General features: G+C 46.5%; 35 protein-coding genes and 1 pseudogene. 35 read left to right on the top strand and 1 reads right to left on the bottom strand.

From position 1 onward, the window contains the following. The first annotated feature begins 22 nt into the window (after positions 1-22). The 35 genes and pseudogenes from rplC (at position 23) to P9687_RS06525 (ending at position 21,391) form a co-directional block, all read left to right on the top strand. The gene (gene rplC, locus P9687_RS06695) at positions 23-652 is read left to right on the top strand and encodes a 50S ribosomal protein L3 (protein WP_017551220.1); all 630 of its coding nucleotides are present in this window, start codon (positions 23-25) and stop codon (positions 650-652) included. A gap of 24 nt (positions 653-676) precedes the next feature. Then, a complete protein-coding gene (gene rplD, locus P9687_RS06690; RefSeq protein ID WP_035189286.1) occupies positions 677-1,300 on the top strand; it encodes a 50S ribosomal protein L4 in 624 nt (207 codons plus the stop codon). Beyond that, positions 1,300-1,584: a 50S ribosomal protein L23 gene (gene rplW / locus P9687_RS06685; protein WP_014096498.1), complete on the top strand. Its 285-nt coding sequence runs from the start codon at positions 1,300-1,302 to the stop codon at positions 1,582-1,584. Before rplD ends, rplW begins: the two co-directional genes overlap by 1 nt. A 35-nt stretch (positions 1,585-1,619) precedes the next feature. Beyond that, positions 1,620-2,450: a 50S ribosomal protein L2 gene (gene rplB / locus P9687_RS06680; protein WP_014096497.1), complete on the top strand. Its 831-nt coding sequence runs from the start codon at positions 1,620-1,622 to the stop codon at positions 2,448-2,450. 60 nt (positions 2,451-2,510) lie between these two features. Beyond that, positions 2,511-2,789 carry a 30S ribosomal protein S19 gene (rpsS, locus tag P9687_RS06675; RefSeq protein WP_013858083.1) on the top strand — a complete coding sequence of 93 codons (279 nt, stop codon included), beginning with the start codon at positions 2,511-2,513 and terminating at the stop codon, positions 2,787-2,789. A gap of 17 nt (positions 2,790-2,806) precedes the next feature. Continuing rightward, entirely contained in the window at positions 2,807-3,148 is a 342-nt protein-coding gene (gene rplV / locus P9687_RS06670; protein WP_035189288.1) for a 50S ribosomal protein L22, read from the top strand. 3 nt (positions 3,149-3,151) lie between these two features. After that, the gene (gene rpsC / locus P9687_RS06665) at positions 3,152-3,808 is read left to right on the top strand and encodes a 30S ribosomal protein S3 (RefSeq protein ID WP_026104594.1); all 657 of its coding nucleotides are present in this window, start codon (positions 3,152-3,154) and stop codon (positions 3,806-3,808) included. Positions 3,809-3,810: 2 nt separating this feature from the next. Then, positions 3,811-4,245, top strand: a complete 435-nt coding sequence (gene rplP / locus P9687_RS06660; protein WP_013858086.1) for a 50S ribosomal protein L16 — start codon at positions 3,811-3,813, stop codon at positions 4,243-4,245. After that, positions 4,235-4,438: a 50S ribosomal protein L29 gene (gene rpmC / locus P9687_RS06655; RefSeq protein ID WP_013858087.1), complete on the top strand. Its 204-nt coding sequence runs from the start codon at positions 4,235-4,237 to the stop codon at positions 4,436-4,438. Before rplP ends, rpmC begins: the two co-directional genes overlap by 11 nt. A 20-nt stretch (positions 4,439-4,458) precedes the next feature. Then, positions 4,459-4,722, top strand: a complete 264-nt coding sequence (gene rpsQ / locus P9687_RS06650; protein WP_013858088.1) for a 30S ribosomal protein S17 — start codon at positions 4,459-4,461, stop codon at positions 4,720-4,722. A 47-nt stretch (positions 4,723-4,769) separates the two neighbouring features. Further along, positions 4,770-5,138, top strand: a complete 369-nt coding sequence (rplN, locus tag P9687_RS06645; RefSeq protein ID WP_035189290.1) for a 50S ribosomal protein L14 — start codon at positions 4,770-4,772, stop codon at positions 5,136-5,138. 38 nt (positions 5,139-5,176) lie between these two features. Continuing rightward, positions 5,177-5,527, top strand: a complete 351-nt coding sequence (gene rplX, locus P9687_RS06640) for a 50S ribosomal protein L24 (RefSeq protein ID WP_014096496.1) — start codon at positions 5,177-5,179, stop codon at positions 5,525-5,527. A 5-nt stretch (positions 5,528-5,532) separates the two neighbouring features. Continuing rightward, positions 5,533-6,072 (top strand): 50S ribosomal protein L5, encoded by a 540-nt coding sequence (rplE, locus tag P9687_RS06635; RefSeq protein ID WP_014096495.1) that lies wholly within the window; start codon positions 5,533-5,535, stop codon positions 6,070-6,072. A gap of 28 nt (positions 6,073-6,100) precedes the next feature. After that, entirely contained in the window at positions 6,101-6,286 is a 186-nt protein-coding gene (locus P9687_RS06630; RefSeq protein WP_014096494.1) for a type Z 30S ribosomal protein S14, read from the top strand. Between the two features lie 29 nt (positions 6,287-6,315). Next, positions 6,316-6,714, top strand: a complete 399-nt coding sequence (rpsH, locus tag P9687_RS06625) for a 30S ribosomal protein S8 (RefSeq protein WP_013858092.1) — start codon at positions 6,316-6,318, stop codon at positions 6,712-6,714. Between the two features lie 29 nt (positions 6,715-6,743). Next, positions 6,744-7,280 carry a 50S ribosomal protein L6 gene (gene rplF / locus P9687_RS06620; protein WP_017554010.1) on the top strand — a complete coding sequence of 179 codons (537 nt, stop codon included), beginning with the start codon at positions 6,744-6,746 and terminating at the stop codon, positions 7,278-7,280. 31 nt (positions 7,281-7,311) lie between these two features. Beyond that, positions 7,312-7,674 carry a 50S ribosomal protein L18 gene (rplR, locus tag P9687_RS06615; protein WP_013858094.1) on the top strand — a complete coding sequence of 121 codons (363 nt, stop codon included), beginning with the start codon at positions 7,312-7,314 and terminating at the stop codon, positions 7,672-7,674. Positions 7,675-7,697: 23 nt separating this feature from the next. Next, on the top strand, positions 7,698-8,198 hold the full coding sequence (gene rpsE / locus P9687_RS06610; RefSeq protein WP_013858095.1) for a 30S ribosomal protein S5: 501 nt from the start codon (positions 7,698-7,700) through the stop codon (positions 8,196-8,198). Positions 8,199-8,211: 13 nt separating this feature from the next. Further along, positions 8,212-8,391 (top strand): 50S ribosomal protein L30, encoded by a 180-nt coding sequence (gene rpmD, locus P9687_RS06605; protein ID WP_014096490.1) that lies wholly within the window; start codon positions 8,212-8,214, stop codon positions 8,389-8,391. A 30-nt stretch (positions 8,392-8,421) separates the two neighbouring features. After that, positions 8,422-8,862, top strand: a complete 441-nt coding sequence (gene rplO / locus P9687_RS06600) for a 50S ribosomal protein L15 (protein WP_013858097.1) — start codon at positions 8,422-8,424, stop codon at positions 8,860-8,862. Then, the gene (gene secY, locus P9687_RS06595) at positions 8,862-10,154 is read left to right on the top strand and encodes a preprotein translocase subunit SecY (RefSeq protein WP_179234124.1); all 1,293 of its coding nucleotides are present in this window, start codon (positions 8,862-8,864) and stop codon (positions 10,152-10,154) included. Before rplO ends, secY begins: the two co-directional genes overlap by 1 nt. A gap of 49 nt (positions 10,155-10,203) precedes the next feature. After that, entirely contained in the window at positions 10,204-10,854 is a 651-nt protein-coding gene (locus P9687_RS06590; RefSeq protein ID WP_035189293.1) for an adenylate kinase, read from the top strand. A gap of 567 nt (positions 10,855-11,421) precedes the next feature. Next, positions 11,422-11,640 carry a translation initiation factor IF-1 gene (infA, locus tag P9687_RS06585; RefSeq protein ID WP_013858101.1) on the top strand — a complete coding sequence of 73 codons (219 nt, stop codon included), beginning with the start codon at positions 11,422-11,424 and terminating at the stop codon, positions 11,638-11,640. Between the two features lie 102 nt (positions 11,641-11,742). Beyond that, positions 11,743-11,856 (top strand): 50S ribosomal protein L36, encoded by a 114-nt coding sequence (rpmJ, locus tag P9687_RS06580; protein ID WP_003156543.1) that lies wholly within the window; start codon positions 11,743-11,745, stop codon positions 11,854-11,856. Positions 11,857-11,877: 21 nt separating this feature from the next. After that, positions 11,878-12,243 carry a 30S ribosomal protein S13 gene (rpsM, locus tag P9687_RS06575; RefSeq protein ID WP_013858102.1) on the top strand — a complete coding sequence of 122 codons (366 nt, stop codon included), beginning with the start codon at positions 11,878-11,880 and terminating at the stop codon, positions 12,241-12,243. Between the two features lie 21 nt (positions 12,244-12,264). Further along, positions 12,265-12,654 (top strand): 30S ribosomal protein S11, encoded by a 390-nt coding sequence (gene rpsK, locus P9687_RS06570; protein WP_013858103.1) that lies wholly within the window; start codon positions 12,265-12,267, stop codon positions 12,652-12,654. Positions 12,655-12,836: 182 nt separating this feature from the next. Continuing rightward, positions 12,837-13,781, top strand: a complete 945-nt coding sequence (locus P9687_RS06565; protein WP_014096487.1) for a DNA-directed RNA polymerase subunit alpha — start codon at positions 12,837-12,839, stop codon at positions 13,779-13,781. Positions 13,782-13,829: 48 nt separating this feature from the next. Continuing rightward, complete coding sequence (rplQ, locus tag P9687_RS06560; protein WP_014096486.1) at positions 13,830-14,246, top strand: 50S ribosomal protein L17; 417 nt, start codon at positions 13,830-13,832, stop codon at positions 14,244-14,246. Between the two features lie 525 nt (positions 14,247-14,771). Next, positions 14,772-15,620, top strand: a complete 849-nt coding sequence (locus P9687_RS06555) for an energy-coupling factor ABC transporter ATP-binding protein (protein ID WP_328228660.1) — start codon at positions 14,772-14,774, stop codon at positions 15,618-15,620. After that, on the top strand, positions 15,596-16,465 hold the full coding sequence (locus P9687_RS06550; protein ID WP_014096483.1) for an energy-coupling factor ABC transporter ATP-binding protein: 870 nt from the start codon (positions 15,596-15,598) through the stop codon (positions 16,463-16,465). The genes P9687_RS06555 and P9687_RS06550 overlap by 25 nt, the downstream gene beginning before the upstream one ends. Continuing rightward, on the top strand, positions 16,462-17,271 hold the full coding sequence (locus tag P9687_RS06545; RefSeq protein ID WP_014096482.1) for an energy-coupling factor transporter transmembrane component T family protein: 810 nt from the start codon (positions 16,462-16,464) through the stop codon (positions 17,269-17,271). The genes P9687_RS06550 and P9687_RS06545 overlap by 4 nt, the downstream gene beginning before the upstream one ends. Continuing rightward, the gene (gene truA / locus P9687_RS06540; RefSeq protein WP_035182950.1) at positions 17,268-18,005 is read left to right on the top strand and encodes a tRNA pseudouridine(38-40) synthase TruA; all 738 of its coding nucleotides are present in this window, start codon (positions 17,268-17,270) and stop codon (positions 18,003-18,005) included. Before P9687_RS06545 ends, truA begins: the two co-directional genes overlap by 4 nt. 199 nt (positions 18,006-18,204) lie before the next feature. Next, positions 18,205-18,642: a 50S ribosomal protein L13 gene (gene rplM / locus P9687_RS06535; RefSeq protein ID WP_026684511.1), complete on the top strand. Its 438-nt coding sequence runs from the start codon at positions 18,205-18,207 to the stop codon at positions 18,640-18,642. Between the two features lie 21 nt (positions 18,643-18,663). Beyond that, entirely contained in the window at positions 18,664-19,056 is a 393-nt protein-coding gene (gene rpsI / locus P9687_RS06530; protein ID WP_013858111.1) for a 30S ribosomal protein S9, read from the top strand. Positions 19,057-19,337: 281 nt separating this feature from the next. Further along, positions 19,338-21,391, top strand: a pseudogene (locus tag P9687_RS06525) (catalase). A 173-nt stretch (positions 21,392-21,564) separates the two neighbouring features. Here P9687_RS06525 and P9687_RS06520 read toward each other — a convergent pair. After that, on the bottom strand, positions 21,565-23,517 hold the full coding sequence (locus tag P9687_RS06520) for an alkaline phosphatase family protein (protein ID WP_035182948.1): 1,953 nt from the start codon (positions 23,515-23,517) through the stop codon (positions 21,565-21,567). Between the last annotated feature and the right edge of the window lie 494 nt (positions 23,518-24,011).

Below are 24,011 nucleotides of genomic sequence, written 5' to 3'. Positions count from 1 at the left end.
TATTTAACAGGAGGTGTGACTGATGACCAAAGGAATCTTAGGAAGAAAAATCGGTATGACCCAAGTTTTTGCCGAGAACGGCGATCTTATTCCTGTCACTGTAATTGAAGCAACACCAAACGTTGTGCTGCAAAAGAAAACAGTTGAAACGGACGGCTATGAAGCGATCCAGCTCGGATTTGCCGACAAACCGGAACGCCTGGCAAACAAACCGGAAACAGGGCATGTTTCGAAAGCCAATACGGCACCTAAGCGCTTCATCCGCGAATTCAGCGGCGTAAACACAAGTGATTTTGAAGTTGGTCAAGAAGTCAAAGTAGATATTTTTGCAGAAGGTGACATTGTAGATGTTACCGGTGTTACAAAAGGAAAAGGATTCCAAGGCGTCATTAAACGCCACGGACAACACCGCGGTCCTATGGCTCACGGTTCGCGTTACCACCGCCGTCCCGGTTCAATGGGTCCGATTGCGCCAAACCGCGTCTTCAAACAAAAAGCACTCCCTGGACGCATGGGAGGAGAACGGGTTACCGTTCAAAATCTGCAAATCGTCAAAGTGGATGCAGAACGCAATCTGCTTTTGATTAAAGGTAACGTTCCTGGTCCGAGAAAAGCTTTGGTTACAGTTAAAGCAGCTGTAAAAGCAAAATAATTGTAAAGAAAGGAGGAAACAGGAATGCCAAAAGTAGCTCTATACAACCAAAACGGTTCCCAAGTCGGTGAAGTGGAATTAAACGACGCTGTATTCGGCATCGAACCGAATGAACATGTTTTATTTGAAGCGATCATCATGCAGAGGGCATCGCTCCGCCAAGGTACTCACAAAGTAAAAGGCCGTTCTGAAGTACGCGGCGGCGGACGTAAACCATGGCGGCAAAAAGGTACAGGACGCGCACGCCAAGGATCGATTCGTGCCCCGCAATGGCGCGGAGGCGGTACGGTTTTCGGGCCTGTTCCACGCAGCTACAGCTACAAATTGCCGAAAAAAGTACGTCGTCTTGCGATTAAATCCGCTTTATCGTCAAAAGCACAAGAAAACAATATCTTGGTTCTGGACGCATTAAACTTTGATAAGCCAAAAACAAAAGATTTTATTGCGGTCCTGAAAAATTTGTCCGTGGATAAAAAAGCACTTGTTGTCACAGACGGATTGAACGAAAATGTGGTATTATCCGCACGCAACATTCCGGGTGTTACGGTTGTTGAAGCAGCAGGCGTAAATGTTTTGGATGTTGTGAACCATGATCAATTGATCATGACAAAATCCGCTGTTGAAAAAGTAGAGGAGGTGCTTGGTTAATGGATGCACGTGATGTTCTGAAGCGCCCCGTGATTACTGAACGTTCAATGGAATTGACGGCAGATAAGAAATATACATTTGAAGTTGATGTCAAAGCGAATAAAACAGAAATCAAAGATGCTGTAGAAGAAATTTTCGGCGTCAAAGTTGCGAAAGTGAATGTTGCGAACTATAAAGGCAAGCTCAAACGCATGGGCCGTTATACCGGCTATACAAACAAGCGCCGCAAAGCAGTTGTTACGCTAACACCTGACAGCAAAGAAATTGAAATCTTTGAGGTCTAAATACGATCCATCAAACTTGAAGAGGAGGGAAAAAAATGGCGATCAAAAAATACAAACCAACCTCTAACGGGCGTCGCGGCATGACGGCTTTGGATTTTGCGGAGATTACGACGGATAAGCCTGAAAAATCACTGCTTGCTCCGCTTTCGAAAAAAGCAGGCCGCAACAACCAGGGGAAATTAACTGTTCGTCATCAGGGCGGTGGCCATAAGCGCCAGTACCGGATTATCGACTTCAAACGCGATAAAGATGGTATACCAGGGCGCGTTGCCACAATCGAGTATGACCCGAACCGCTCATCTAATATTGCTTTGATTCACTATGCAGACGGTGAAAAACGGTACATTCTTGCACCAAAAAATCTAACTGTCGGCATGGAAATTATGTCCGGACCGGATGCAGACATTAAAGTCGGGAATGCACTTCCGCTTTCTGACATTCCTGTTGGTACGGTCATTCATAACATCGAATTGAAACCAGGCAAAGGCGGCCAATTGATCCGTTCTGCCGGTACTTCCGCACAAGTGCTTGGTAAAGAAGGAAAATATGTGCTTGTCCGCCTGAATTCCGGCGAAGTGCGCATGATTCTTGCAACTTGCCGCGCAACGGTCGGTCAGGTTGGCAACGAACAGCATGAACTGGTCAACATCGGTAAAGCAGGCCGCAAGCGCTGGATGGGTGTACGCCCGACTGTCCGCGGATCTGTTATGAACCCGAATGATCACCCGCACGGTGGTGGTGAAGGTAAAGCACCAATCGGACGCAAATCACCAATGTCACCATGGGGCAAACCGACACTTGGTTACAAAACGCGCAAGAAGAAAAACACTTCAGATAAATTTATTGTACGGCGCCGTAAAAAATAATGCTGTTGAACTACGGTTCGCAGCCTGAACCGTAGCTCTAATCAGGAAGGAGGACTATTCATGGGTCGCAGTCTGAAAAAAGGGCCTTTCGTTGACGATCACTTAATGGTGAAAGTGGAAAAATTGAACGAGTCCAACAAGAAGCAAGTGATCAAAACGTGGTCACGCCGTTCGACGATTTTCCCTGCATTTGTCGGCCACACAATCGCTGTCTATGACGGCCGTAAACATGTTCCGGTATACATCACGGAAGATATGGTCGGCCATAAGCTCGGTGAGTTTGCTCCGACACGCACATTCAAAGGTCACGCCGGTGACGATAAGAAGACAAGACGCTAACGGGAGGAGGTATTCCAATGCAAGCAAAAGCTGTCGCGAAAACAGTCCGTATTGCTCCTCGTAAGGCACGCCTGGTAATTGATTTAATTCGAGGAAAGCAAGTAGGAGAAGCGCTTTCGATTTTGAAATTTACGCCTAAAGCTGCTTCGCCGGTTATTGAAAAAGTACTCAACTCTGCGATTGCGAACGCAGAACACAACTACGATATGGACGCAAATGACCTTGTTGTGGAAAAGGCTTATGTCGATGAAGGGCCTACAATGAAACGTTTCCGGCCGCGTGCAATGGGACGCGCAAGCCAGATCAACAAACGCACGAGCCATATTACGATTGTAGTATCAGATCAAAAGGAGGGATAATTGGTGGGTCAAAAAGTAAATCCTATCGGTTTGCGAATCGGAGTGATTCGTGACTGGGAATCGAAATGGTACGCAGAAAAAGATTACGCCGATCTATTGCACGAAGACATTAAAATTCGTGAATATATCGCAAAGCGCCTTGCGGATGCTTCTGTTTCTGGCGTGGAAATTGAACGTGCTGCAAACCGTGTCAACATTACAATCCGTACGGCAAAACCGGGCATGGTGATCGGTAAAGGCGGTTCGGAAGTAGAAGCATTGCGTAAAGCGCTGAATGCTTTAACAGGAAAAAGAGTCCACATTAACATTGTCGAAGTTAAAAAAGCAGATATTGATGCAAAACTTGTTGCGGAAAACATTGCCCGCCAGCTGGAAAACCGCGTTTCTTTCCGCCGTGCGCAAAAGCAGGCGATTCAACGCGCCATGCGTGCCGGTGCAAAAGGAATCCGGACGCAGGTTTCAGGACGTTTGGGCGGTGCGGATATTGCCCGTGCAGAACATTACAGCGAAGGTACAGTTCCGCTTCATACGCTTCGTGCGGATATTGACTATGCACATGCTGAAGCAGATACAACTTACGGAAAACTGGGCGTAAAAGTTTGGATTTACCGTGGGGAAATCCTTCCTGCTAAGAAAAAAACCGAGGAAGGGGGAAACTGATCATGTTGATGCCTAAACGTGTAAAATACCGCCGTGAACACCGCGGAAAAATGCGCGGCCGTGCAAAAGGCGGCACTGAAGTTGCATTTGGCGAATATGGTTTGCAGGCTTTGGAAGCTTCCTGGATTACAAACCGCCAAATCGAAGCTGCCCGTATTGCGATGACACGTTATATGAAACGTGGCGGTAAAGTATGGATAAAAATTTTCCCTCATAAACCATATACAGCAAAACCGCTTGAAGTCCGGATGGGTTCCGGTAAAGGTGCGCCTGAGGGCTGGGTGGCTGTTGTGAAACCGGGCAAGATTTTGTTTGAAATTGCCGGTGTTCCTGAAGAAGTTGCACGCGAAGCTTTACGCCTTGCGTCCCACAAGCTGCCGATTAAATGCAAGTTCGTAAAACGTGAAGAAATTGGTGGTGAATCTAATGAAAGCTAAAGAAATTCGTGACTTAACCACTGCCGAAATTGAACAAAAAGTAAAGTCGCTGAAGGAAGAGCTGTTCAACCTTCGCTTCCAGCTTGCGACTGGACAATTAGAGAACACTGCCCGCATTCGTGAAGTTCGTAAATCGATTGCCCGCATGAAAACCGTCATTCGTGAAAGAGAAATTGGAATTAACAACCGATAATGGGAGGAGGTTCGCGATACATGAGTGAACGCAACCAACGCAAAGTATACACCGGCCGTGTCGTATCCGACAAAATGGATAAAACCGTTACTGTTCTTGTAGAAACTTACAAAAAACATTCTCTGTACGGCAAACGCGTAAAATACTCGAAAAAATTCAAGGCACATGATGAAAATAACGAAGCCAAAGTCGGCGATATCGTAAGAATCATGGAAACACGCCCGTTATCTGCTACAAAACGTTTCCGCCTGGTGGAAATCGTTGAAAAAGCAGTCATTATCTAATTTGTATCAGTTCGGATACGGTTGATTCCGAAGGGAGGTAAACGAGGATGATCCAACAAGAAACCCGTTTAAAAGTAGCTGACAACTCAGGTGCACGTGAAGTTTTAACGATTAAAGTATTAGGCGGATCCGGCCGAAAAATTGCGAATATCGGAGATGTCATCGTTGCTACGGTAAAACAAGCAACACCTGGAGGCGTTGTTAAAAAAGGCGATGTGGTGAAAGCTGTTGTGGTCCGTACAAAGAGCGGAGTGCGCCGCAGCGATGGTTCTTATATCCGTTTCGATGAAAATGCATGCGTCATTATCCGTGACGACAAGAGCCCTCGCGGCACGCGTATTTTCGGGCCGGTTGCACGCGAACTGCGCAACAACAATTTCATGAAAATCGTATCACTGGCTCCGGAAGTACTTTAATCGATATAGTTTGTGACAATCAAGGAGGTGCGATTGTAATGCATGTCAAAAAAGGTGACAAGGTAATGGTGATCTCCGGCAAAGATAAAGGCAAGACCGGGACGATCCTTGCGGTATATCCGAAAAAAAACCGTGTGATTGTGGAAGGCGTGAACGTTGTCAAAAAACACGCAAAACCTTCCCAGGCAAACCCTCAGGGCGGTATTCTCGACATGGAAGCGCCCATTCACGTGTCAAATGTGATGCCGATTGACCCGAAAACAAATGAGCCGACACGTGTCGGATATGAAATAAGGAACGACAAAAAAGTGCGTGTAGCAAAAAAATCCGGTGAAGTTCTAAGCGTGCTTAAGGAAATTAAGAAAAAGCCTGAAGAAGAAGGGAGGTAAGCGACATGAACCGCCTAAAAGAAAAATACGAAAAAGAAGTTATTCCTGCTTTAACAAGCAAGTTTCAATATACATCCGTTATGCAAGTGCCTAAAGTTGAAAAGATCGTGATCAACATGGGTGTTGGTGATGCTGTTCAAAACGCAAAAATGCTCGACAATGCAGTAGAAGAATTAACATTGATTTCCGGCCAAAGACCGGTTGTGACAAGAGCGAAAAAATCAATCGCAGGTTTCCGCCTTCGTGAAGGGATGCCGATTGGCGCAAAAGTAACGCTTCGCGGCGAGCGCATGTACGAATTCCTCGATAAACTGATTTCAGTTTCGCTTCCGCGTGTGCGCGACTTCCACGGCGTATCGAAAAAATCGTTTGACGGCCGCGGAAACTACACACTCGGCATTAAAGAGCAACTGATCTTCCCTGAAATTGATTACGACAAAGTCAGCAAAGTGCGCGGGATGGACATCGTCATTGTCACCACTGCGAACACGGACGAAGAATCACGTGAACTGTTAGGCCTGCTCGGAATGCCATTCCAAAAATAAAGCGGACGCTAAAAAGGGAGGCGAAAACGTGGCTAAAAAATCAATGATTGCGAAACAAAAACGTGAACCGAAGTATAAAGTTCAGGCTTATACGCGGTGCGAACGATGCGGCCGGCCGCATTCCGTCATTCGTAAATTTAAACTTTGCCGTATTTGTTTCCGCGAACTTGCATATAAAGGTCAAATTCCTGGCGTGAAAAAAGCCAGCTGGTAAAACCCGAATTTGGGAAGGAGGTAAAAGAAATGGTCATGACTGATCCGATTGCAGATTTGCTTACGCGTATCCGTAATGCAAATACAGTGCGTCATGAAAAATTGGAAGTCCCGGCTTCCAAGATTAAGAGAGAGATCGCCGAGATTTTAAAACGTGAAGGTTTCGTGCGTGATGTTGAATATATCGAGGATAACAAACAAGGGATTATCCGGATCTTCCTGAAATACGGCGCAAACAACGAACGCGTCATTACAGGGATCAAGCGTATCAGCAAACCGGGCCTGCGCGTATACGCAAAAGCAGGTGAAGTGCCGAAAGTGCTGAACGGACTTGGCATCGCAATTGTTTCTACTTCTCAGGGCGTTTTAACCGACAAAGAAGCACGGAAAAACAATGTCGGCGGAGAAATTTTAGCATACGTTTGGTAATTATTTGACGTTGAACGGAGGTGTAAATTATGTCACGTATAGGAAAAAAACCGGTTGAAATTCCATCCGGCGTTACGGTAACCATTAACGGAGATACAGTTACGGTTAAAGGGCCTAAAGGTGAGCTGACCCGCAGCTTCAACCCTGATATTAACATTGCCGTAGAAGACAATATCATTCACGTAACACGCCCTTCAGACAGCAAAAACCACCGCGCTTTGCACGGAACGACCCGCGCACTGCTCGCAAACATGGTGGAAGGGGTGTCGAAAGGCTTTGAAAAATCTTTGGAACTGGTTGGGGTTGGATACCGCGCCCAAAAACAAGGCAAAAAACTCGTATTGAACGTCGGCTACTCCCATCCTGTTGAATTTGAACCGGAAGAAGGCCTGGAAGTCGAAGTGCCTTCCAATACAAAAATTGTCGTAAAAGGCGTAAGCAAAGAACGCGTCGGCGCATTTGCCGCCAACATCCGCGACGTCCGCCCGCCTGAACCTTATAAAGGCAAAGGGATTCGTTACGAAGGCGAATATGTACGCAGAAAAGAAGGTAAAACCGGTAAATAATGCCGCCTAGGATGAGAAAGGAGTGAATTCAATGATCACGAAGCCGGATAAAAATCAAGTACGCAAAAAAAGGCATGCACGCGTCCGCGCAAAATTAAGCGGAACGGCTGAACGTCCGCGCCTGAATATCTATCGTTCCAACAAAAACATTTATGCCCAATTGATTGATGATGTAAATGGCGTCACACTGGCCAGCGCTTCCACGCTCGATAAAGAGTTGAGCCTTGAGTCAACCGGAAATGTGGAAGCTGCACAAAAGGTGGGCGAATTGATTGCAAAGCGCGCAGTGGAAAAAGGTATCAAAGAAGTTGTTTTTGACCGCGGCGGATATCTCTATCATGGCCGTATCAAAGCGCTTGCCGATGCAGCCCGTGAGAACGGATTACAATTTTAATCAAAAAGGAGGGGAAATTTTATATGCTACGTATTGACCCAAATAAACTTGAGTTAGAAGAACGTGTTGTTACGATTAACCGCGTTGCCAAAGTAGTGAAAGGGGGACGCCGTTTCCGCTTTTCCGCACTTGTCGTTGTCGGCGACCGGAATGGCCATGTCGGATTTGGGACCGGTAAAGCGCAGGAAGTGCCGGATGCGATTCGTAAAGCTGTTGAAGATGCGAAGAAAAATCTTGTTGAGGTACCGATTGCGGGTACAACAATTCCGCACGAAGTTGTTGGCCACTTCGGTGCAGGCAAAATCTTGCTGAAACCGGGTTCCCCTGGTACCGGTGTTATCGCCGGCGGCCCTGTCCGTGCGATCCTTGAACTTGCGGGTATTGCGGATATTACGTCCAAGTCGCTTGGTTCAAACACACCGATTAACATGATCCGTGCTACAATGGACGGCATTAAACAATTGAAGCGTGCGGATGAAGTTGCGAAACTGCGCAATAAATCTGTCGAAGAATTATTAGGTTAAGGAGGGAACGCTCATGGCAAAATTGAAAATCACCCTCACCCGCAGTGTCATCGGCCGCCCGCAGGATCAGCGCGAAACGGTAAAAGCGCTCGGCCTGCGCAAAGTCAACCAGACTGTTGAGAAAGAAGACAATGCTGCAATTCGCGGCATGATCAATAAAGTGTCCCATCTTGTTTCCGTATCGGAACAATAATTTTCGATTTTAAGATAAGGAGGTGCAACCATGAAACTTCATGAATTAAAACCTGCAGAAGGATCCCGTAAAAAACGCAACCGTGTCGGTCGTGGTATTGGTTCCGGCAACGGAAAAACAGCCGGCAAAGGGCACAAAGGTCAAAACGCTCGTTCCGGCGGCGGTGTACGCCTCGGTTTTGAAGGCGGTCAAACCCCGTTGTTCCGCCGTTTGCCAAAACGTGGTTTTACGAACATTAACCGTAAAGAGTATGCCATTGTGAACCTTGACGTTTTAAACCGTTTTGAAGACGGCACGGAAGTAACGCCTGCCCTTTTATTGGAAACAGGTGTGATCAGCAAGGAAAAATCGGGTGTAAAAGTGCTTGCAAACGGCAAACTTGAGAAAAAATTGACCGTAAAAGCACATAAATTCTCCTCTGCTGCCAAAGAAGCCATAGAAGCTGCCGGCGGTACAGCCGAGGTGATTTAATGTTCAAGACAATCGCCAATTTTATGCGTGTGGGTGAGATAAGAAATAAAATTATTTTCACCCTCCTCATGCTGGTCGTATTCCGCATAGGGGCCTTTATTCCTGTTCCTTATGTGGATGCTTCCGTTTTGGATGCCTCCACCCAAAACGGTTTAGTCGGTTTTCTAAACACTTTTGGGGGCGGTGCGCTGAGGAACTTTTCCATTTTTGCAATGGGCATTATGCCATATATCACATCTTCCATTATCGTGCAGCTCTTGCAAATGGATGTTGTGCCGAAGTTTGCCGAGTGGGCAAAACAGGGTGAAGTGGGGCGTCGTAAGCTGAATGAGTTTACACGCTATTTTACGGTTATCCTGGCTTTGATTGAAGGCTTCGGCATGTCATATGGCTTTAATAATTTGGCGCAGGGGGCACTGATTACGAAGTCCGGTTTTTGGACGTATTTGATTATCGCACTTACGCTGACAGCCGGCACCACATTTTTAATGTGGCTCGGCGAACAAATTACGGCCAAAGGTGTTGGAAACGGGATTTCCATTTTGATTATGGCCGGCATCATCGCCGGGATTCCGACAGCCATCAACCAGATTTACGCACAGCAAATTGAAAATGCCGGTTCCCAGCTGTTTTTGAAGATTGTTTTGCTGGCTTTTCTTGCATTAATCATTCTGGCCATTGTGGTCGGAGTCATCTATTTCCAGCAGGCATCGAGAAAGATACCGGTCCAGTATGCCCAGCACATTTCCGGCAGGGCAACAACCGGCAGGCAATCAACGCATTTGCCTTTAAAGGTCAATGCCGCCGGGGTCATTCCGGTTATCTTTGCGATTTCGTTCATTATTGCGCCGCAGACGATCGCTTCGTTTTTCGGTTCCAGCAGTGTGGCGAGCACCATCCAGTATATTTTTGATTATACAAAACCGGTCGGAGCTTTGATTTATGTGGCATTGATTATCGCTTTCTCGTATTTCTATGCATTCGTACAAGTCAATCCGGAGCAGCTTGCCGACAATTTAAAAAAACAAGGCGGCTATATTCCGGGGATTCGCCCGGGCAAAAACACACAGCAATATGTCACTTCGGTTTTATACCGGCTGACATTTGTCGGTTCGATCTTTCTTGCTGTGATTGCCATTCTGCCTGTCATTTTCACGAATGTCATCGGGCTCCCGGCTTCCGCCAGAATCGGCGGCACAAGCCTGCTCGTTGTGATCGGGGTTGCGCTTGAAACGATGCTGCAACTGGAAGCACAGCTTGTTAAACGCCATTACAGAGGCTTTATCAAATAAAAATGGTTTCGTTTTTTTGAGACCATGTCAGGAATAAGGGGGCTGTACGATGAATCTAGTGTTAATGGGCCTTCCCGGAGCCGGTAAAGGGACTCAAGCCGAAAAAATCATTGATAAGTATGCCATTCCTCACATTTCCACCGGAGACATGTTCCGGGCGGCAATAAAGGAAGAAACGGAGCTGGGGCTTAAAGCCAAGTCCTTTATGGACAAAGGCGAACTGGTCCCTGACGAAGTAACGATCGGGATCGTGCGCGAACGGTTAAGCAAGGATGACTGCAAAAATGGCTTCCTGCTTGACGGTTTCCCGCGGACGGTTGCCCAGGCAGAAGCTTTGGAAAATATTTTAAGCAGCCTTGGCAAACAGCTTGACTATGTCATCAATATTGAGGTGGACCGGGAGATTCTGACAGAGCGGCTGACCGGCCGGAGAATCTGTGAACATTGCGGTGCGACTTACCATCTCGTGTTTAATCCGCCAAAAACGGAGGGCGTTTGCGACAAATGCGGCGGCCCGCTGTACCAACGGGCGGACGACAACGCAGAAACTGTCGGGAACCGGCTCGATGTCAATATAAAACAAACCCGGCCGCTACTGGACTTTTATGAGGAAAAAGGCTATTTGCGGAATGTAAACGGCCAGCAGGATATTCATCAAGTTTTTGCGGATATCGATCAATTGCTGAGCCAACTGGGTTAAACGTGAACGACTTGGTGAATTCATGAGAGCCGCAATCACGTTGGATGGAAACCACCTTTGGAAGTTTTAACCGGCCGGCTTTTCGGCCATGTCCTGACGGTAAAAAACTTTTCAAGTTTGATGCAATTTCCGCTTAAAAAGGTTATAATGGTTTTCGTGGCATTTTCACCGCTGGATATTTCACGGGTGAAATGACGGCTCTGTTTTATTGGCGATTTGCTTCATCCGTTAACTTGTAATCAATAGATGAGGAAGGCGGCTTCCGTTGTCAGGATTGCCAGTAAGCGTCATTCGAACGTCTCTCATGCAATTCAATTCTGTGCAAATGGCTTTCGTTCGTTCACATGTATGCCGGACATGGGATTGGTCAAGACTGACATGAAAGAACCATGTAACCTTGGGAACGTTTATCAGCTCTTGCCGGCCCCTCGGATCAGCCGGTTTACGTGAATATGCAGCAGGCCGACCGCTTCCTGAAGAGGGAGTTTTGGCGAGCCTGATCGTTTTAAGGTTTTGGAAAAGTATCATTGCCAGGTCCTAAATGTTAGGAGGAGGGAGAAAAGTTCGATGGCGAAAGATGACGTTATTGAAGTTGAGGGCATTGTGAGCGAAACTTTGCCGAATGCCATGTTTAAGGTAGAATTAGAAAATGGTCACACTGTTCTTGCACATGTGTCGGGAAAAATCCGGATGAACTTTATCCGCATTTTGCCGGGTGATAAAGTAACAGTTGAACTGTCTCCGTATGATTTGACCCGCGGTAGAATTACGTACCGCTTTAAATAATGTAGATACACGGCTTTTTCGGTGAAACGGAAAGTCTGCCTGGGGAATCTGTTTGGAAAAAAGGTACCGGGCTTGTACTCCGTATATTAAGGAGGGTAAACCATGAAAGTTAGACCATCTGTGAAGCCGATCTGCGAAAAATGCAAGGTTATCCGCAGAAAAGGCAAAGTAATGGTAATCTGTGAAAATCCGAAACACAAACAAAAACAAGGATAAATTTGAAGGAGGTGCACCTGTATGGCTCGTATTGCCGGTGTTGACATTCCACGTGATAAACGTGTTGTTATTTCTTTAACATACATTTACGGAATTGGTAAATCAACTGCACAAAAAATTCTTGCTGAGGCCGGAATTTCTGAAGATACACGCGTCCGCGACTTAACAGAGGATGAAGTAAACAAAATTCGTGACATCGTGGACAGGCTGAAAGTAGAAGGAGACCTTCGCCGTGAAGTTTCTCTGAACATTAAACGCCTGATGGAAATCGGATCTTACAGAGGTCTCCGCCACCGCCGCGGTCTTCCTGTTCGCGGGCAAAACACAAAAAACAATGCCCGTACACGCAAAGGCCCGCGTAAAACGGTTGCCGGTAAGAAGAAATAATAAGCAAAGGAGGTTGTTCATATGGCACGCAGAACAAATACGCGTAAACGCCGCGTAAGAAAGAATATTGAATCAGGAGTCGCTCATATTCGTTCCACTTTTAACAATACAATCGTTACGATCACGGATGTGCATGGGAATGCTGTTGCATGGTCCAGTGCCGGTGCGCTCGGTTTCAAAGGTTCCCGTAAATCAACGCCGTTTGCTGCACAAATGGCTGCTGAAACAGCCGCGAAAGCATCGATGGAACATGGGATGAAGTCTTTGGAAGTAACTGTAAAAGGACCTGGTGCAGGCCGTGAAGCCGCCATCCGTGCCCTGCAGGCTGCCGGGCTTGAAGTTACAGCCATTAAAGACGTAACACCTGTGCCGCATAATGGTTGCCGCCCGCCAAAACGTCGCCGTGTCTGATTCTTTTTGTATAGATTTTGTATCCTTGTCAATAATGGGATATGATGCATAATCTGCAAAAAAAATGATTTGAATGATCCAGTTGTTATGCATAATAGGGAATTTTGCATGGGGAATTTCGAATAGGGCTCTTTCTGGGGTGCTATACGGGGTTTCGACGTTTTGAAGGAGGGTTAATTTGAATGATTGAAATTGAAAAGCCAAAAATTGAAACGGTTGAGGTCAGCGATGACGCTACTTATGGCAAGTTCGTCATAGAACCGCTTGAGCGTGGATATGGTACTACTTTGGGTAACTCCTTACGTCGTATCCTATTATCCTCACTCCCGGGTGCCGCTGTCACTTCCATCCAAATCGATGGCGTGATGCACGAATTCTCGACAGTTGAAGGCGTTGTTGAAGATGTGACCAGCATTATTTTGAACCTCAAAAAGCTGGCATTAAAAATCTATTCCGATGAGGAAAAAACGCTTGAGATTGATGTGCAGGGAGAAGGCGCTGTGACAGCAGCCGATATTACGCATGACAGCGATGTGGAGATTTTAAATCCGGATCTCTATATTGCGACGGTTGCCGAAAACGGGCATTTGCGTATGCGCATGACCGCCAACCAAGGCCGCGGCTATGTTCCTGCTGATCAAAATAAGCGGGAAGACCATCCAATTGGTGTCATTCCAATAGATTCTATTTATACCCCGGTTCAACGCGTGAACTACCAGGTCGAAAATACCCGGGTAGGGCAAATCAGCAATTATGATAAGCTCTCACTGGATGTCACGACTGACGGGAGCATCGGCCCGAAAGAAGCAATTGCTTTGGGCGCCAAAATTTTAACCGAGCATTTGAACATCTTCGTCGGACTGACAGATGAAGCACAAAATGCGGAAATTATGGTGGAAAAAGAAGAAGACCAGAAAGAAAAAGTGCTTGAAATGACAATTGAGGAACTTGATCTTTCAGTCCGTTCTTATAACTGCCTGAAACGTGCCGGCATTAATACCGTTCAGGAACTGGCCAATAAAACGGAAGAAGATATGATGAAAGTCCGGAATCTTGGCCGCAAGTCCCTTGAAGAAGTCAAAGCAAAGCTCGAAGATTTGGGCTTGGGTTTGCGTAAAGACGACTGAGCCGGTTAGAAGGCAAAGCGATTAATCCAACATAAGGGAGGGAACTTCATGCCTTACAGAAAGTTAGGACGCACAAGCGCCCAACGTAAAGCATTACTGCGCGATTTGGCAACAGACCTTATCATTAATGAACGTATCGAAACAACTGAAGCACGCGCAAAAGAATTACGCTCGGTTGTTGAAAAATTAGTTACGCTTGGAAAACGCGGTGATCTTCATGCCCGTCGCCAGGCTGCTGCATTTGTACGCCATGAAACAGCTGACGAAGAAACAAAACAGGATGCTGTTCAAAAATTATTCTCGGTCATTGCAGAACGTTACGCGGATCGCCGGGGCGGCTACACCCGCATCTTGAAAGTAGGCCCGCGCCGCGGAGATGGTGCACCGGTTGCCATTATTGAATTCGTTGAAAAAGAAAAGCAAGATCAGAATCAAGAGCAAGATCAAGAGCAAGTAAACGAATGATTTTCTTGAGGGCTGGACAGTTGAAAGGTTCTTAACTGCTTCTTTGCCCTTTTTCTATCTTTTTTCGGTTTGTAATTGCAGCAGCTCTAGGACAGTCTGTGATTGCAAAACCTTTTCGTTTATGTGTGATGCAATAAACTGTGAGTGTTACGATGGGCGCATTTTGTGCCCGTCTAGCTCTTGCACCCCTTTTTATTTCTGTGCGCCGGATTGTTAACGTCTACACTGAAGAGGGGTGCAGGCTTTTTTATTATGGGGATATTTTACCCGCCAAACTGCACGACAATACGGTAAAATATAAATACAAGCAAACGGGTGAAACATTGGTTATCATCGTTCGGAAGAGAAGCCGTTTGTAAACGGGCTGTTGCTGACGCGTGGCGAGGCGCATAAAGGCTGGGTAAACACCCAAGCAATTTTGCGGCGCCGCCATCAGGATGGAAATGAAGTTGAAGAGAATAGCGAAGGATTGCTTAGCATGTTTTAACCGTGCTAAAAAGCAGGTTACAGAGGAGGAATCCGGCATTGGCAGACAGCACGAACGTGATCATTGACATCGACCAGGTTTCCTTCCGTTACCCGGAACAGGAAACGTATGCACTAACAAATATTTCTTTTCAAGTTTATAAAGGCGAGTGGCTGGCCATTGTCGGGCATAACGGATCCGGAAAGTCTACGCTGGCGAGGCTCTTAAACGGCTTGCAGTTTCCCGGAAAGGGCACGATAACGGTTTCCGGCCTCAAGTTGTCGGATGAAAATGTCTGGGAGATCAGAAGGCGCGTCGGCATGGTGTTTCAAAATCCCGACAACCAGTTTGTCGGTACAACCGTTCAGGATGATGTCGCATTCGGGCTGGAAAATCACGGTGTGCCGCGTGAGGAAATGGTGAAACGCGTCCATGATGCCTTAAAGCGGGTGCGGATGTCGGACTTTGTGGACCGCGAACCGCACCATTTATCAGGCGGGCAAAAACAACGGGTGGCGATCGCCGGGATCATCGCGCTAAAGCCGGAAGTGATCATTTTGGATGAAGCCACGTCCATGCTCGATCCGGTCGGCCGCAAAGAAGTGCTGGAGACGATTCGACAGCTGAAACAAGAAGCAGGGCTGACCGTCATTTCGATTACCCATGATCTTGAAGAAGCTGCCCAGGCGGAACGGATGATCGTGATGAACCGCGGCGAGGTCTACCGGGAAGGCACACCGCGTGACATTTTTCAAATGGATGAGACATTGACTGTGCTTGGCCTTGATATTCCGTTCCCGGTCAAAATGGCAAAAGCGCTAAAAGCAAGGGGCTTGGACTTACCGGAAATTTATTTAACAGATGAAGAATTGGTGGATGCACTATGGACATTGCATTTGAACAAGTAGAATACCGGTATCAGCCGAATACGCCGTTTGAAAGGCTTGCACTCTATGACATTTCCCTCGCCATCCCGTCCGGCCGCTATATCGCCGTGATCGGGCATACCGGCTCAGGTAAATCGACGCTGCTGCAGCATTTGAATGCCCTGCTTCAGCCGACAAAAGGAAAAGTAACAATCGGCAGCCGGGTGATTGAAGCCGGAAAAAAGGAAAAAAACTTGAAGGCGATCCGGCAAAAAGTCGGGATTGTGTTCCAGTTTCCTGAACACCAGCTGTTTGAAGAAACGGTGGAAAAAGACATCTGTTTCGGCCCGAAGAATTTCGGCGTTCCGGAAAAAGAAGCGAAACAGCGGGCGAGGGAGCTCATCCGGCTTGTCGGGCTTTCAGAAGAGATTCTTGCAAAATCGCCGTTTGACCTGTCAGGCGGGCAAATGCGGCGAGTTGCCATCGCTGGTGTGCTTGCGATGGAACCGGACGTGCTTGTGCTGGACGAGCCGACTGCCGGGCTTGATCCGCGCGGGCGCCACGAGATGATGGGCATGTTTTACGAATTGCACCAGAAGAAGCATTTAACGACTGTGCTTGTTACCCACAGCATGGAAGATGCCGCCCTATATGCCGATGAACTCGTCATTTTGCATCAGGGGAAATTGATGAAAAAAGGCGCACCCCGTGACATCTTTTCCGATCCTGGATTGCTTGAAAAATGGGGATTAAGCGTGCCGGAGATTGTCCGCTTCCAGACGATGCTCGAGGAAAAAACCGGTATGAAGTTCAATAAGACATGCCTGACAGTGGAAGAACTTGCGGAAGCATTGCAATCGGTTTTGAAACGGGGTGGGCGCGTATGATGGAAAAAATGATTTTCGGGCGCTATATTCCGGGCGATTCCGTCATTCACCGGATGGATCCACGTTCAAAATTGATTTTTGTATTTGTCTTTATTTGTATTGTATTTTTGGCCAATAATGCGGTCACCTACGGGATTCTGGTAATCTTTACCTTGCTTGTGATGCTGGTTTCAAGAGTTCCTGTCCGCTTTTTTATTAAAGGGTTATTGCCGATTTTATGGCTGGTCATTTTTACTTTTTTTCTGCAGCTATTTTTCAATCGCGAGGGCAGCCTTGTTTTCCATTATGCATTTATTCATATTTATAGTGAAGGGATCCGGCAGGGTGTGTTTATTTCGCTCAGGTTTATGCTGCTGATCTTTTTAACATCGCTTTTGACGCTGACGACAACGCCGATTTCGCTGACAGACGGGATTGAAATGCTGCTTGCGCCGCTCCGGAAAGTAAAATTTCCGGTCCATGAACTGGCATTAATGATGTCCATTTCCCTGCGGTTTATTCCGACATTAATGGACGAGACGGAAAAAATCATGAAGGCGCAGATGGCCCGGGGTGTCGATTTTTCCGGCGGGAGTATAAAAGACCGGGTGAAAGCCATTATTCCTCTATTAATTCCGCTGTTTGTCAGTTCGTTCAAACGTGCGGAAGAGCTGGCAACGGCAATGGAGGCCCGGGGTTACCAGGGCGGGGAGGGGCGGACGAAATACCGCCTGCTCGTCTGGCGTACGGCTGATACGCTGTCCATTTGTGCGCTGGCCGTCGTTATTGTCCTGCTCGTGCTGTTCCGTGACGGGGGGATTTTATGAAGCGCGTAAAATGTACGGTCAGTTACGATGGTTCCCGATTCGCGGGGTACCAGGTCCAGCCGGGGCAGCGGACGGTCCAGCAGGAAATTGAAAAGGCGCTGGCCACTCTTCATAAAGGCCGCCACGTGAAAACGGCGGCTTCCGGAAGGACGGATGCCGGCGTGCACGCGATGGGGCAGGTGATCCATTTCGATACGGATCTTTCTATTCCGGAAACAAGCTGGCCGGCCGCTTTAAACAGCCTGCTTCCAGGCGATATTTCGGTCTCGAAAGCGGCATATGCGGACCCTGCTTTTCACGCCCGCTACTCGGTAAAAGAGAAGGAATACCGCTACCGGATCTATTTTTCTCATGTCCGCAGTCCGTTTAAGCACCGTTACGCGTTAAGGGTCTGGTATTCGCTTGATATCGAGGCGATGGAAGCAGCAGCTGAGACCGTGCTCGGCACCCATGATTTTACGAGTTTTTGTTCAGCGAAAACAGAGGTGGAAGACAAGATTCGTACGTTAAAAGAGATTCGGTTTTTGCAGCAGGACGATGAATTGGTGATCTGTTTTAAAGGAAACGGTTTTTTATACAATATGGTACGGATCTTAACCGGCACTTTGCTTGAAATCGGAAGTGGCAAACGCGACCCCGGTGAAATGCGCGAAATCCTTGAAAAACGGAACCGGATTTATGCGGGCAAAACCGCGGCGCCGGAAGGGTTGTATTTATGGAAAGTATCTTATTGACGGAGCATGAATCCGCATGATCAAAAGAAGATAAAAACAACCGGGCCAGGCGTAACATTCACTTGACATTCTTGCCCCAAAACGATATTATAACCTATGGTATTGTTTTTTAACTCCACGATAAGCCCCGGAAACTTATTGTGATAATGACAATAGATCATGACTGTGTTTTTGTGAATATTTTTTAGGAGGGTAACTCATGCGTACGACTTATATGGCAAAAGCAAACGACGTTGAACGTAAATGGTACGTAGTGGATGCTGAAGGCAAAACCCTTGGGCGCCTCGCTTCTGAAGTGGCATCCATTTTACGCGGCAAACATAAACCAACTTTCACACCGCACGTGGATACGGGCGATCATGTGATCATCCTGAATGCTTCTAAAATAGAATTGACAGGCAAAAAACTGGAAGACAAAATTTACTACCGTCACAGCCAGTTTGCAGGCGGTTTGAAACAACGTACAGCAGGCGAAATGCGAACGAAATATCCGGAAAAAATGCTGGAACTGGCTATTAAAGGCATGCTTCCGAAAGGTTCTCTTGGACGCCAAATGTTTAAAAAATTACATGTGTATGCTGGTACAGAGCATCCGCATGAAGCACAAAAACCGGAAGTTTACGAACTTCGCGGATAATTTTAAAAGGAGGGCATTATTTTGGCACAAGTACAATACGCCGGAACTGGACGCCGCAAAAGTTCTGTTGCACGTGTCCGCTTAGTTCCTGGAAATGGCAATATTACGGTGAACGGGCGTGATGTAAAAGATTACATTCCGTTCGAAGCTTTAGTTGAAGTGATTAAACAACCATTGAATATAACAGAAACAAACGGCAGCTACGATGTTCTCGTAAACGTAAGAGGCGGCGGTTTCACAGGCCAAGCTGGCGCAATCCGCCACGGTATTGCCCGCGCATTGCTGCAGGCTGATCCTGAATACCGTGCAGTGTTAAAACGCGCAGGCCTTCTGACACGTGACGCCCGTATGAAAGAACGGAAGAAATACGGTCTCAAAGGCGCTCGTCGTGCACCTCAGTTCTCGAAACGTTAAATTATTGGCACTTCAAAGGCTCTCTTCACTTATGTGGGGAGGGTCTTTTTTATGTCCAAAAAAACCCGTGACCACATGTGACGCAGCAAATGCAAAAAGACTGTTATAACAATAAACTTCCGTACCGAAAAGATTCGAGAGGAGATAGTTCATATCTTAGATATTCAAGCAATACTGGGACAAGTTGCTCCTTGTAGATTGAAAAGGGTGATCCGGCATAATTTACCGGATTGCAACGTATGAATATATTAGTTTGAAGTTTATTTGTGAAGGGTGATCACATGGATGAAGCAACAAACGACAGGAAGAAAGTGAGCGTGAATAGAAAGGATGAGCAACTAGAACAGTTCCGTGTTAACAATGTAGGTAAGAAACTTACAACCAATGAGTCAGTAAAGATTTCAAATGATGAACAGACTTTAAAAGCTGGAGTCCGCGGCCCTACATTAATGGAGACTTTTATTTTTTTGAAAAACAGATGCATTTTGACCATGAACGGATACCGGAAAGAGTTGTTCAAGCAAGAGGTTTCGGGGCACATGGAGAATTTGAATTGTATAGATCAATGAAACAATATACAAAAGCTTGCTTTCTACAGAAACCCGGGGAAAAGACACCCGTATTTGTTAGGTTTTCCAACATGCAAGGAAATAAAGGCTCAAGTGATACGACATTGGGTCCACGCGGCTTTTCAACCAAGTTTTATACAAGGGAAGGGAATTACGATTTATTAGCGCTCTCATTCCCTGTATTCATTCTTAACGATGCCTTTAAGTTAGCGGATGCGATACATGCGCTTAATCCGGAGCCACATAATGATATCCCACAAGCCTCACCCGCTCATGATCATTTTTGGGATTTTGTTGCGAATAATCAATCTTCTGCTCATTTCATTATGTGGGCAATGTCTGATCGAACCGCTCCCAGAAGTTGGCGAATGATGCAAGGGTTCAGTATTAATACCTTTCGATTTGTAAACGATGATGGAAAAGCTACTTTTGTAAGATTTCATTGGAAGCCTGTCCTTGGCGTTCATTCATTACTAATCGATGAAGCGCAAATTATTGGTGGGGTGGACCCCGACTTCCATCGAAGAGACCTGTGGGAGTCCATTGATCTTGGAGCTTACCCTGTATTTGAATTAGGTGTACAAATGATTGATGAGGATGATGAATTTAAGTATGGTTTCGATATTTTAGACCCTACCAAATTATGGCCGGAAGAAATGGTTCCCGTAGAAATTATCGGGAAAATGACATTAAATAAAAATGTTGATAATTTCTTTGCGGAGGTAGAACAGGTAGCGTTTAATCCAGCAAATGTGATCCCAGGAATAGATTTTTCCAATGATCCGGTTTTACAAGGCAGATTATTTGCTTATCGGGATACACATATGCACCGACTTGGCGGGCCAAACTTCAATGAAATACCGATCAATCGTCCCATCTGCCCGGTTCACAATAACCAGCAAGGCGGGTATATGCAACAAAAAATCAATGTTGGAAAAATAAACTATCATAAAAATTCCTTAGCGCATAATACTCCTGCCACTTCCAGTCCGGCAGAAGGAGGTTATGTGCATTACAAGGAGAAGGTAGAGGGGCACAAGATTAAAGCGGAAAGTAAATCGTTTAAAGATTACTTTTCGCAGGCCAGACTGGTTTGGAATAGTATGTCGTCTGTTGAGAAGCATATTACACAAGCATTTTGCTTTCAGCTCGGAAACGTGAAAAGCCAATCAGTTCGCCAGCAAGGCGTTGATATGTTTGCCAATGTTGATGAAGGTTTGGCAACCACTATTGCTGAATATGTTGGTGTGAATCGTCCGAGCGGGGTGCAAGTTCCAGTTACAGCAAGTTCCCCGGCTCTTAGCATGATGAATACGCCAAAATATCCATATTCGCTTAAAGTGGGCGTTCTGATCGGCAATCATTTTAATGGGAAAGAGGTAAAAACTGTCATTGGTCTTTTGCGGAAATATGGTGTTTTTATCGAATTTGTTGGCGAAAAGTTTGGAACGGTGACAGGGACAGATGGCACGAAATTCAAAGTGAATAAAACATTTCTAACAACAAATCCCAACCTGTTTGATTCACTCTATATCGTTGGCGGAAGTTCCGGAAATGAAACAAGGTTCAGTCAGGATATCATGCGTTTTGTAAGTGAAGCATACAAATATTATAAACCGATTGGTGTTGCAACAACTGCACATACTTATATTAAAGCAACAGAGAAGAATAACTTACTCGGGGTCGTTTTTGCCGCAAATAATCCTTACTTCGGTGAGGAGTTTGTCTCTGCTATCGCTCAGCAACGTTTTTGGAATAGAAAATAATATGGTTATTTATATGGGGGCACGCTCGTTCTAGCATCTCCTGAATAATAATTGAGCATATAAATATTTTGTAAAGATGATAAAATTGATAATCCTTCGACTACATTTTAAACATCAACGATAAAAAAACAGCAAAGCCGCCGTAAGCAGCGGCTTTGCCCTCTCTCCCGCCATTATGGCACCAGTTCTTTTATTTCCTTCCCGTCCACAAAGAAAGGCGCAGGCACGTTCATCATCCGGTAAAGCGTCGGGGCAATGTCGATTAAAGAAAGCCGGCGCGATACCTTTTTATGCGGAATGTCCTTTCCGTATGCAAGCAGAACCGGGCGCAGATCACTCCTTTCCGGGTTGCCACCGTGGTTTCTAAGTTCGGACGGGGCATGGAAAGAGGAAGAGATGTCCGAATCCATCATGTAACCTCTCGCTGCGACAAGCGTCACATCACCGGCATGCGGGTGGTGAAACCACTCACTTTTTTTGCTTTGCGCTTTGATCACGGACTCGTACGGCCGGGCCGGGTCATTTTTTACCGTATCATACAGGGACGATACCGTTTCTTTTGTAGTGGACCAGCTGCTATGCCCGTTTGTTATGCCTTGCCACCAGTCCGAAAGATAGAAACCCGCCAGTTTGGATTTTGAAGCAAGGATGCGCGGGTCGCGGACAGACGAAAAGATTTTTGCCACCTCCTGCTGCACATTCCCGTAATCTTGTTTAGAAACAATTCCGCCTTTCTTACTTCCTTTCAAATTGATGTAGACATGGGCCATCGTGCCAGAAGCAACTGCATACGATTTTGTCCGGTTCAAATCAATTTCTCCGTTTTTCTTTAAAACAAGCAGACCGTGTTTTTTAAGCTCGTAATTCGGAGAGAGCCCAGTGTGCATCGGTTCCATGCCGTGGTCTGACACAACAAACAATTTGTCATTTTCCCCAAGTGACTGCAATGTTTTTCCAACTGTATGGTCGGCCAATTGATACGCCCAACGGACCCGGGCCGCATATGTTTTTGCTTTTTTATCGGAATAGCCGGACTGGCGCGGGTCTGTTGACAAATAGGCATGTTCTTCATGGTCGATTTGCGGCTCATAAAACATGAGCAGATCCGGTTTATAGCGATCCTTAATGAATAAGGAGACATTTTGCACCCATTGGGCAAAGCGGGTGGAGATGTCTTCATATTCTGTCCGGGTAATCCAGCCTTTTTTGAAGGCAGCCAAGTCTTCATCCACAGGGAAAAATCCGAACAGGCTGTTTATCGTTTTGGCAAAATCCCCCGGTCCCTTGATTGATGCAGATGTGACCGCTGTCCGGTACATTTCCGCTTTCGACAGGGTGCGGTCGGTTTTTTTCATCTTGAACCAGAAGCCGGCCGGTTGATGATTTTCATTTAACGTGAAACTGCCCCATTGATTGACACCCACTCGCGCATCTTTATCTTCAATCGTTTTGTTGTCCGAAAAATAGAAAAGGTCATACGCATCATGGTGAAGAGCGGCAGCCAGCACATGAATGGTCCGGTTCTTTGCTCCCTTAAGTTTTAACCGGTAAACGGCTTCTTTTAGCGGTTTCCGGCTTTTCGGGGCATTGTTCCATCCTTTGGCGGGACGGAATGTAAGATGGACAAGGTCACTTTTTGCAAAAGTATCCTTGTAATAGATGGCGTAATCGGCATGCGCCTTTGAAACTTCCGGGTTGGAGCCGGGAAAGCAGATCGTCGCCGTCACTTTTCCGTGTTTCCGTCCTTCAGACCAGATGGCCGGGACGTCCAGTGCAGACCAGAAGGCGTCCTCTGTTTCCGTCAGTTTAAAATTTTTATTGTGAAATGCGTTGCTGACCAGGCCGGTTTTCTCCGGTTTGGCCCCTGTTGCAATGGAAGCATGGGAGGCGGCGGTGAGGGACGGATAAACCGCTGTAATGTCTTTGGCATCAAATCCATGCTTCATAATTTTGTTTAAATGCGGCAGTTCCTTTTTATGTTCGTGGACATAATCGTTTTTCATGCCGTCAAAAGACACGACAACAATGGTCCCTTTTTCAGATGCAGCCAGGGGTCGGCCCGGAACAAGCGCACAAAGGAGGGCGGCCGGCAGGATGTACTGAAGCAAACGGCTGAATCGTTTCATGGACCTTCCTTCCTTCCTTTCTTATATGTACTGTCAGCATTCTATTTTCCCTTGATGGCTGCAGGTAAACAAAGCGCGGAAACAGGGAAGCTAAGGCACTGGCTAACTTGTTCATCATTTTTTAAGCATCTTCATAATGGAATTGCGATCTCCGCCAGCGGCAACTTAGGACCCATTCTCCATCCGAACTTACGGATTAAAGCGGATCATTTTTTCACACGAAGAACGGTTTGATCATACACTTGATTGTCACTTTAAATTGCCGGCACCTTTCATTTGCCATAGCTGGAAGACGAAACGAAGCTGAGGCAGAAAATCAATCTTTTCTTCCCCCGGCACTGCAAACAAGCCTTGACGATTTGATGCAGCGTGTAGACATCACGGAGATACTTGCTTGCCCTTGAAGGAAGTCTTTCAGTCCAGGGCATATCATGAGCGGTCGAGAAGCTATACCAGGATTATTTAAATGATTACGGCGAGCTGTACCGTGATCC

The organism is Weizmannia sp. CD-2023, from assembly GCF_036225245.1.
GTDB classification, from domain to species: domain Bacteria; phylum Bacillota; class Bacilli; order Bacillales; family Bacillaceae_C; genus Weizmannia; species Weizmannia faecalis.
The sequence above is the reverse complement of the archived record's forward strand: the minus strand, read 5'-3'. Positions and strand labels throughout refer to the sequence as shown.

Coding starts and splice junctions, on each gene's coding strand:
- rplP (WP_013858086.1), top strand. CDS start 3,811: ATGTTGATGCCTAAACGTGTAAAATACCGCCGTGAACACCGCGGAAAA.
- P9687_RS06550 (WP_014096483.1), top strand. CDS start 15,596: ATGGACATTGCATTTGAACAAGTAGAATACCGGTATCAGCCGAATACG.
- rplE (WP_014096495.1), top strand. CDS start 5,533: ATGAACCGCCTAAAAGAAAAATACGAAAAAGAAGTTATTCCTGCTTTA.
- rplR (WP_013858094.1), top strand. CDS start 7,312: ATGATCACGAAGCCGGATAAAAATCAAGTACGCAAAAAAAGGCATGCA.
- rpsH (WP_013858092.1), top strand. CDS start 6,316: ATGGTCATGACTGATCCGATTGCAGATTTGCTTACGCGTATCCGTAAT.
- P9687_RS06545 (WP_014096482.1), top strand. CDS start 16,462: ATGATGGAAAAAATGATTTTCGGGCGCTATATTCCGGGCGATTCCGTC.
- P9687_RS06520 (WP_035182948.1), bottom strand. CDS start 23,517: ATGAAACGATTCAGCCGTTTGCTTCAGTACATCCTGCCGGCCGCCCTC.
- rpmJ (WP_003156543.1), top strand. CDS start 11,743: ATGAAAGTTAGACCATCTGTGAAGCCGATCTGCGAAAAATGCAAGGTT.
- infA (WP_013858101.1), top strand. CDS start 11,422: ATGGCGAAAGATGACGTTATTGAAGTTGAGGGCATTGTGAGCGAAACT.
- rpsK (WP_013858103.1), top strand. CDS start 12,265: ATGGCACGCAGAACAAATACGCGTAAACGCCGCGTAAGAAAGAATATT.
- P9687_RS06565 (WP_014096487.1), top strand. CDS start 12,837: ATGATTGAAATTGAAAAGCCAAAAATTGAAACGGTTGAGGTCAGCGAT.
- secY (WP_179234124.1), top strand. CDS start 8,862: ATGTTCAAGACAATCGCCAATTTTATGCGTGTGGGTGAGATAAGAAAT.
- rplV (WP_035189288.1), top strand. CDS start 2,807: ATGCAAGCAAAAGCTGTCGCGAAAACAGTCCGTATTGCTCCTCGTAAG.
- rplF (WP_017554010.1), top strand. CDS start 6,744: ATGTCACGTATAGGAAAAAAACCGGTTGAAATTCCATCCGGCGTTACG.
- rplX (WP_014096496.1), top strand. CDS start 5,177: ATGCATGTCAAAAAAGGTGACAAGGTAATGGTGATCTCCGGCAAAGAT.
- rplD (WP_035189286.1), top strand. CDS start 677: ATGCCAAAAGTAGCTCTATACAACCAAAACGGTTCCCAAGTCGGTGAA.
- rpmC (WP_013858087.1), top strand. CDS start 4,235: ATGAAAGCTAAAGAAATTCGTGACTTAACCACTGCCGAAATTGAACAA.
- rplW (WP_014096498.1), top strand. CDS start 1,300: ATGGATGCACGTGATGTTCTGAAGCGCCCCGTGATTACTGAACGTTCA.
- rplC (WP_017551220.1), top strand. CDS start 23: ATGACCAAAGGAATCTTAGGAAGAAAAATCGGTATGACCCAAGTTTTT.
- rpsS (WP_013858083.1), top strand. CDS start 2,511: ATGGGTCGCAGTCTGAAAAAAGGGCCTTTCGTTGACGATCACTTAATG.
- rpsM (WP_013858102.1), top strand. CDS start 11,878: ATGGCTCGTATTGCCGGTGTTGACATTCCACGTGATAAACGTGTTGTT.
- rplQ (WP_014096486.1), top strand. CDS start 13,830: ATGCCTTACAGAAAGTTAGGACGCACAAGCGCCCAACGTAAAGCATTA.
- rpsQ (WP_013858088.1), top strand. CDS start 4,459: ATGAGTGAACGCAACCAACGCAAAGTATACACCGGCCGTGTCGTATCC.
- truA (WP_035182950.1), top strand. CDS start 17,268: ATGAAGCGCGTAAAATGTACGGTCAGTTACGATGGTTCCCGATTCGCG.
- P9687_RS06590 (WP_035189293.1), top strand. CDS start 10,204: ATGAATCTAGTGTTAATGGGCCTTCCCGGAGCCGGTAAAGGGACTCAA.
- rplN (WP_035189290.1), top strand. CDS start 4,770: ATGATCCAACAAGAAACCCGTTTAAAAGTAGCTGACAACTCAGGTGCA.
- rplM (WP_026684511.1), top strand. CDS start 18,205: ATGCGTACGACTTATATGGCAAAAGCAAACGACGTTGAACGTAAATGG.
- rplO (WP_013858097.1), top strand. CDS start 8,422: ATGAAACTTCATGAATTAAAACCTGCAGAAGGATCCCGTAAAAAACGC.
- rpsE (WP_013858095.1), top strand. CDS start 7,698: ATGCTACGTATTGACCCAAATAAACTTGAGTTAGAAGAACGTGTTGTT.
- rpmD (WP_014096490.1), top strand. CDS start 8,212: ATGGCAAAATTGAAAATCACCCTCACCCGCAGTGTCATCGGCCGCCCG.
- rplB (WP_014096497.1), top strand. CDS start 1,620: ATGGCGATCAAAAAATACAAACCAACCTCTAACGGGCGTCGCGGCATG.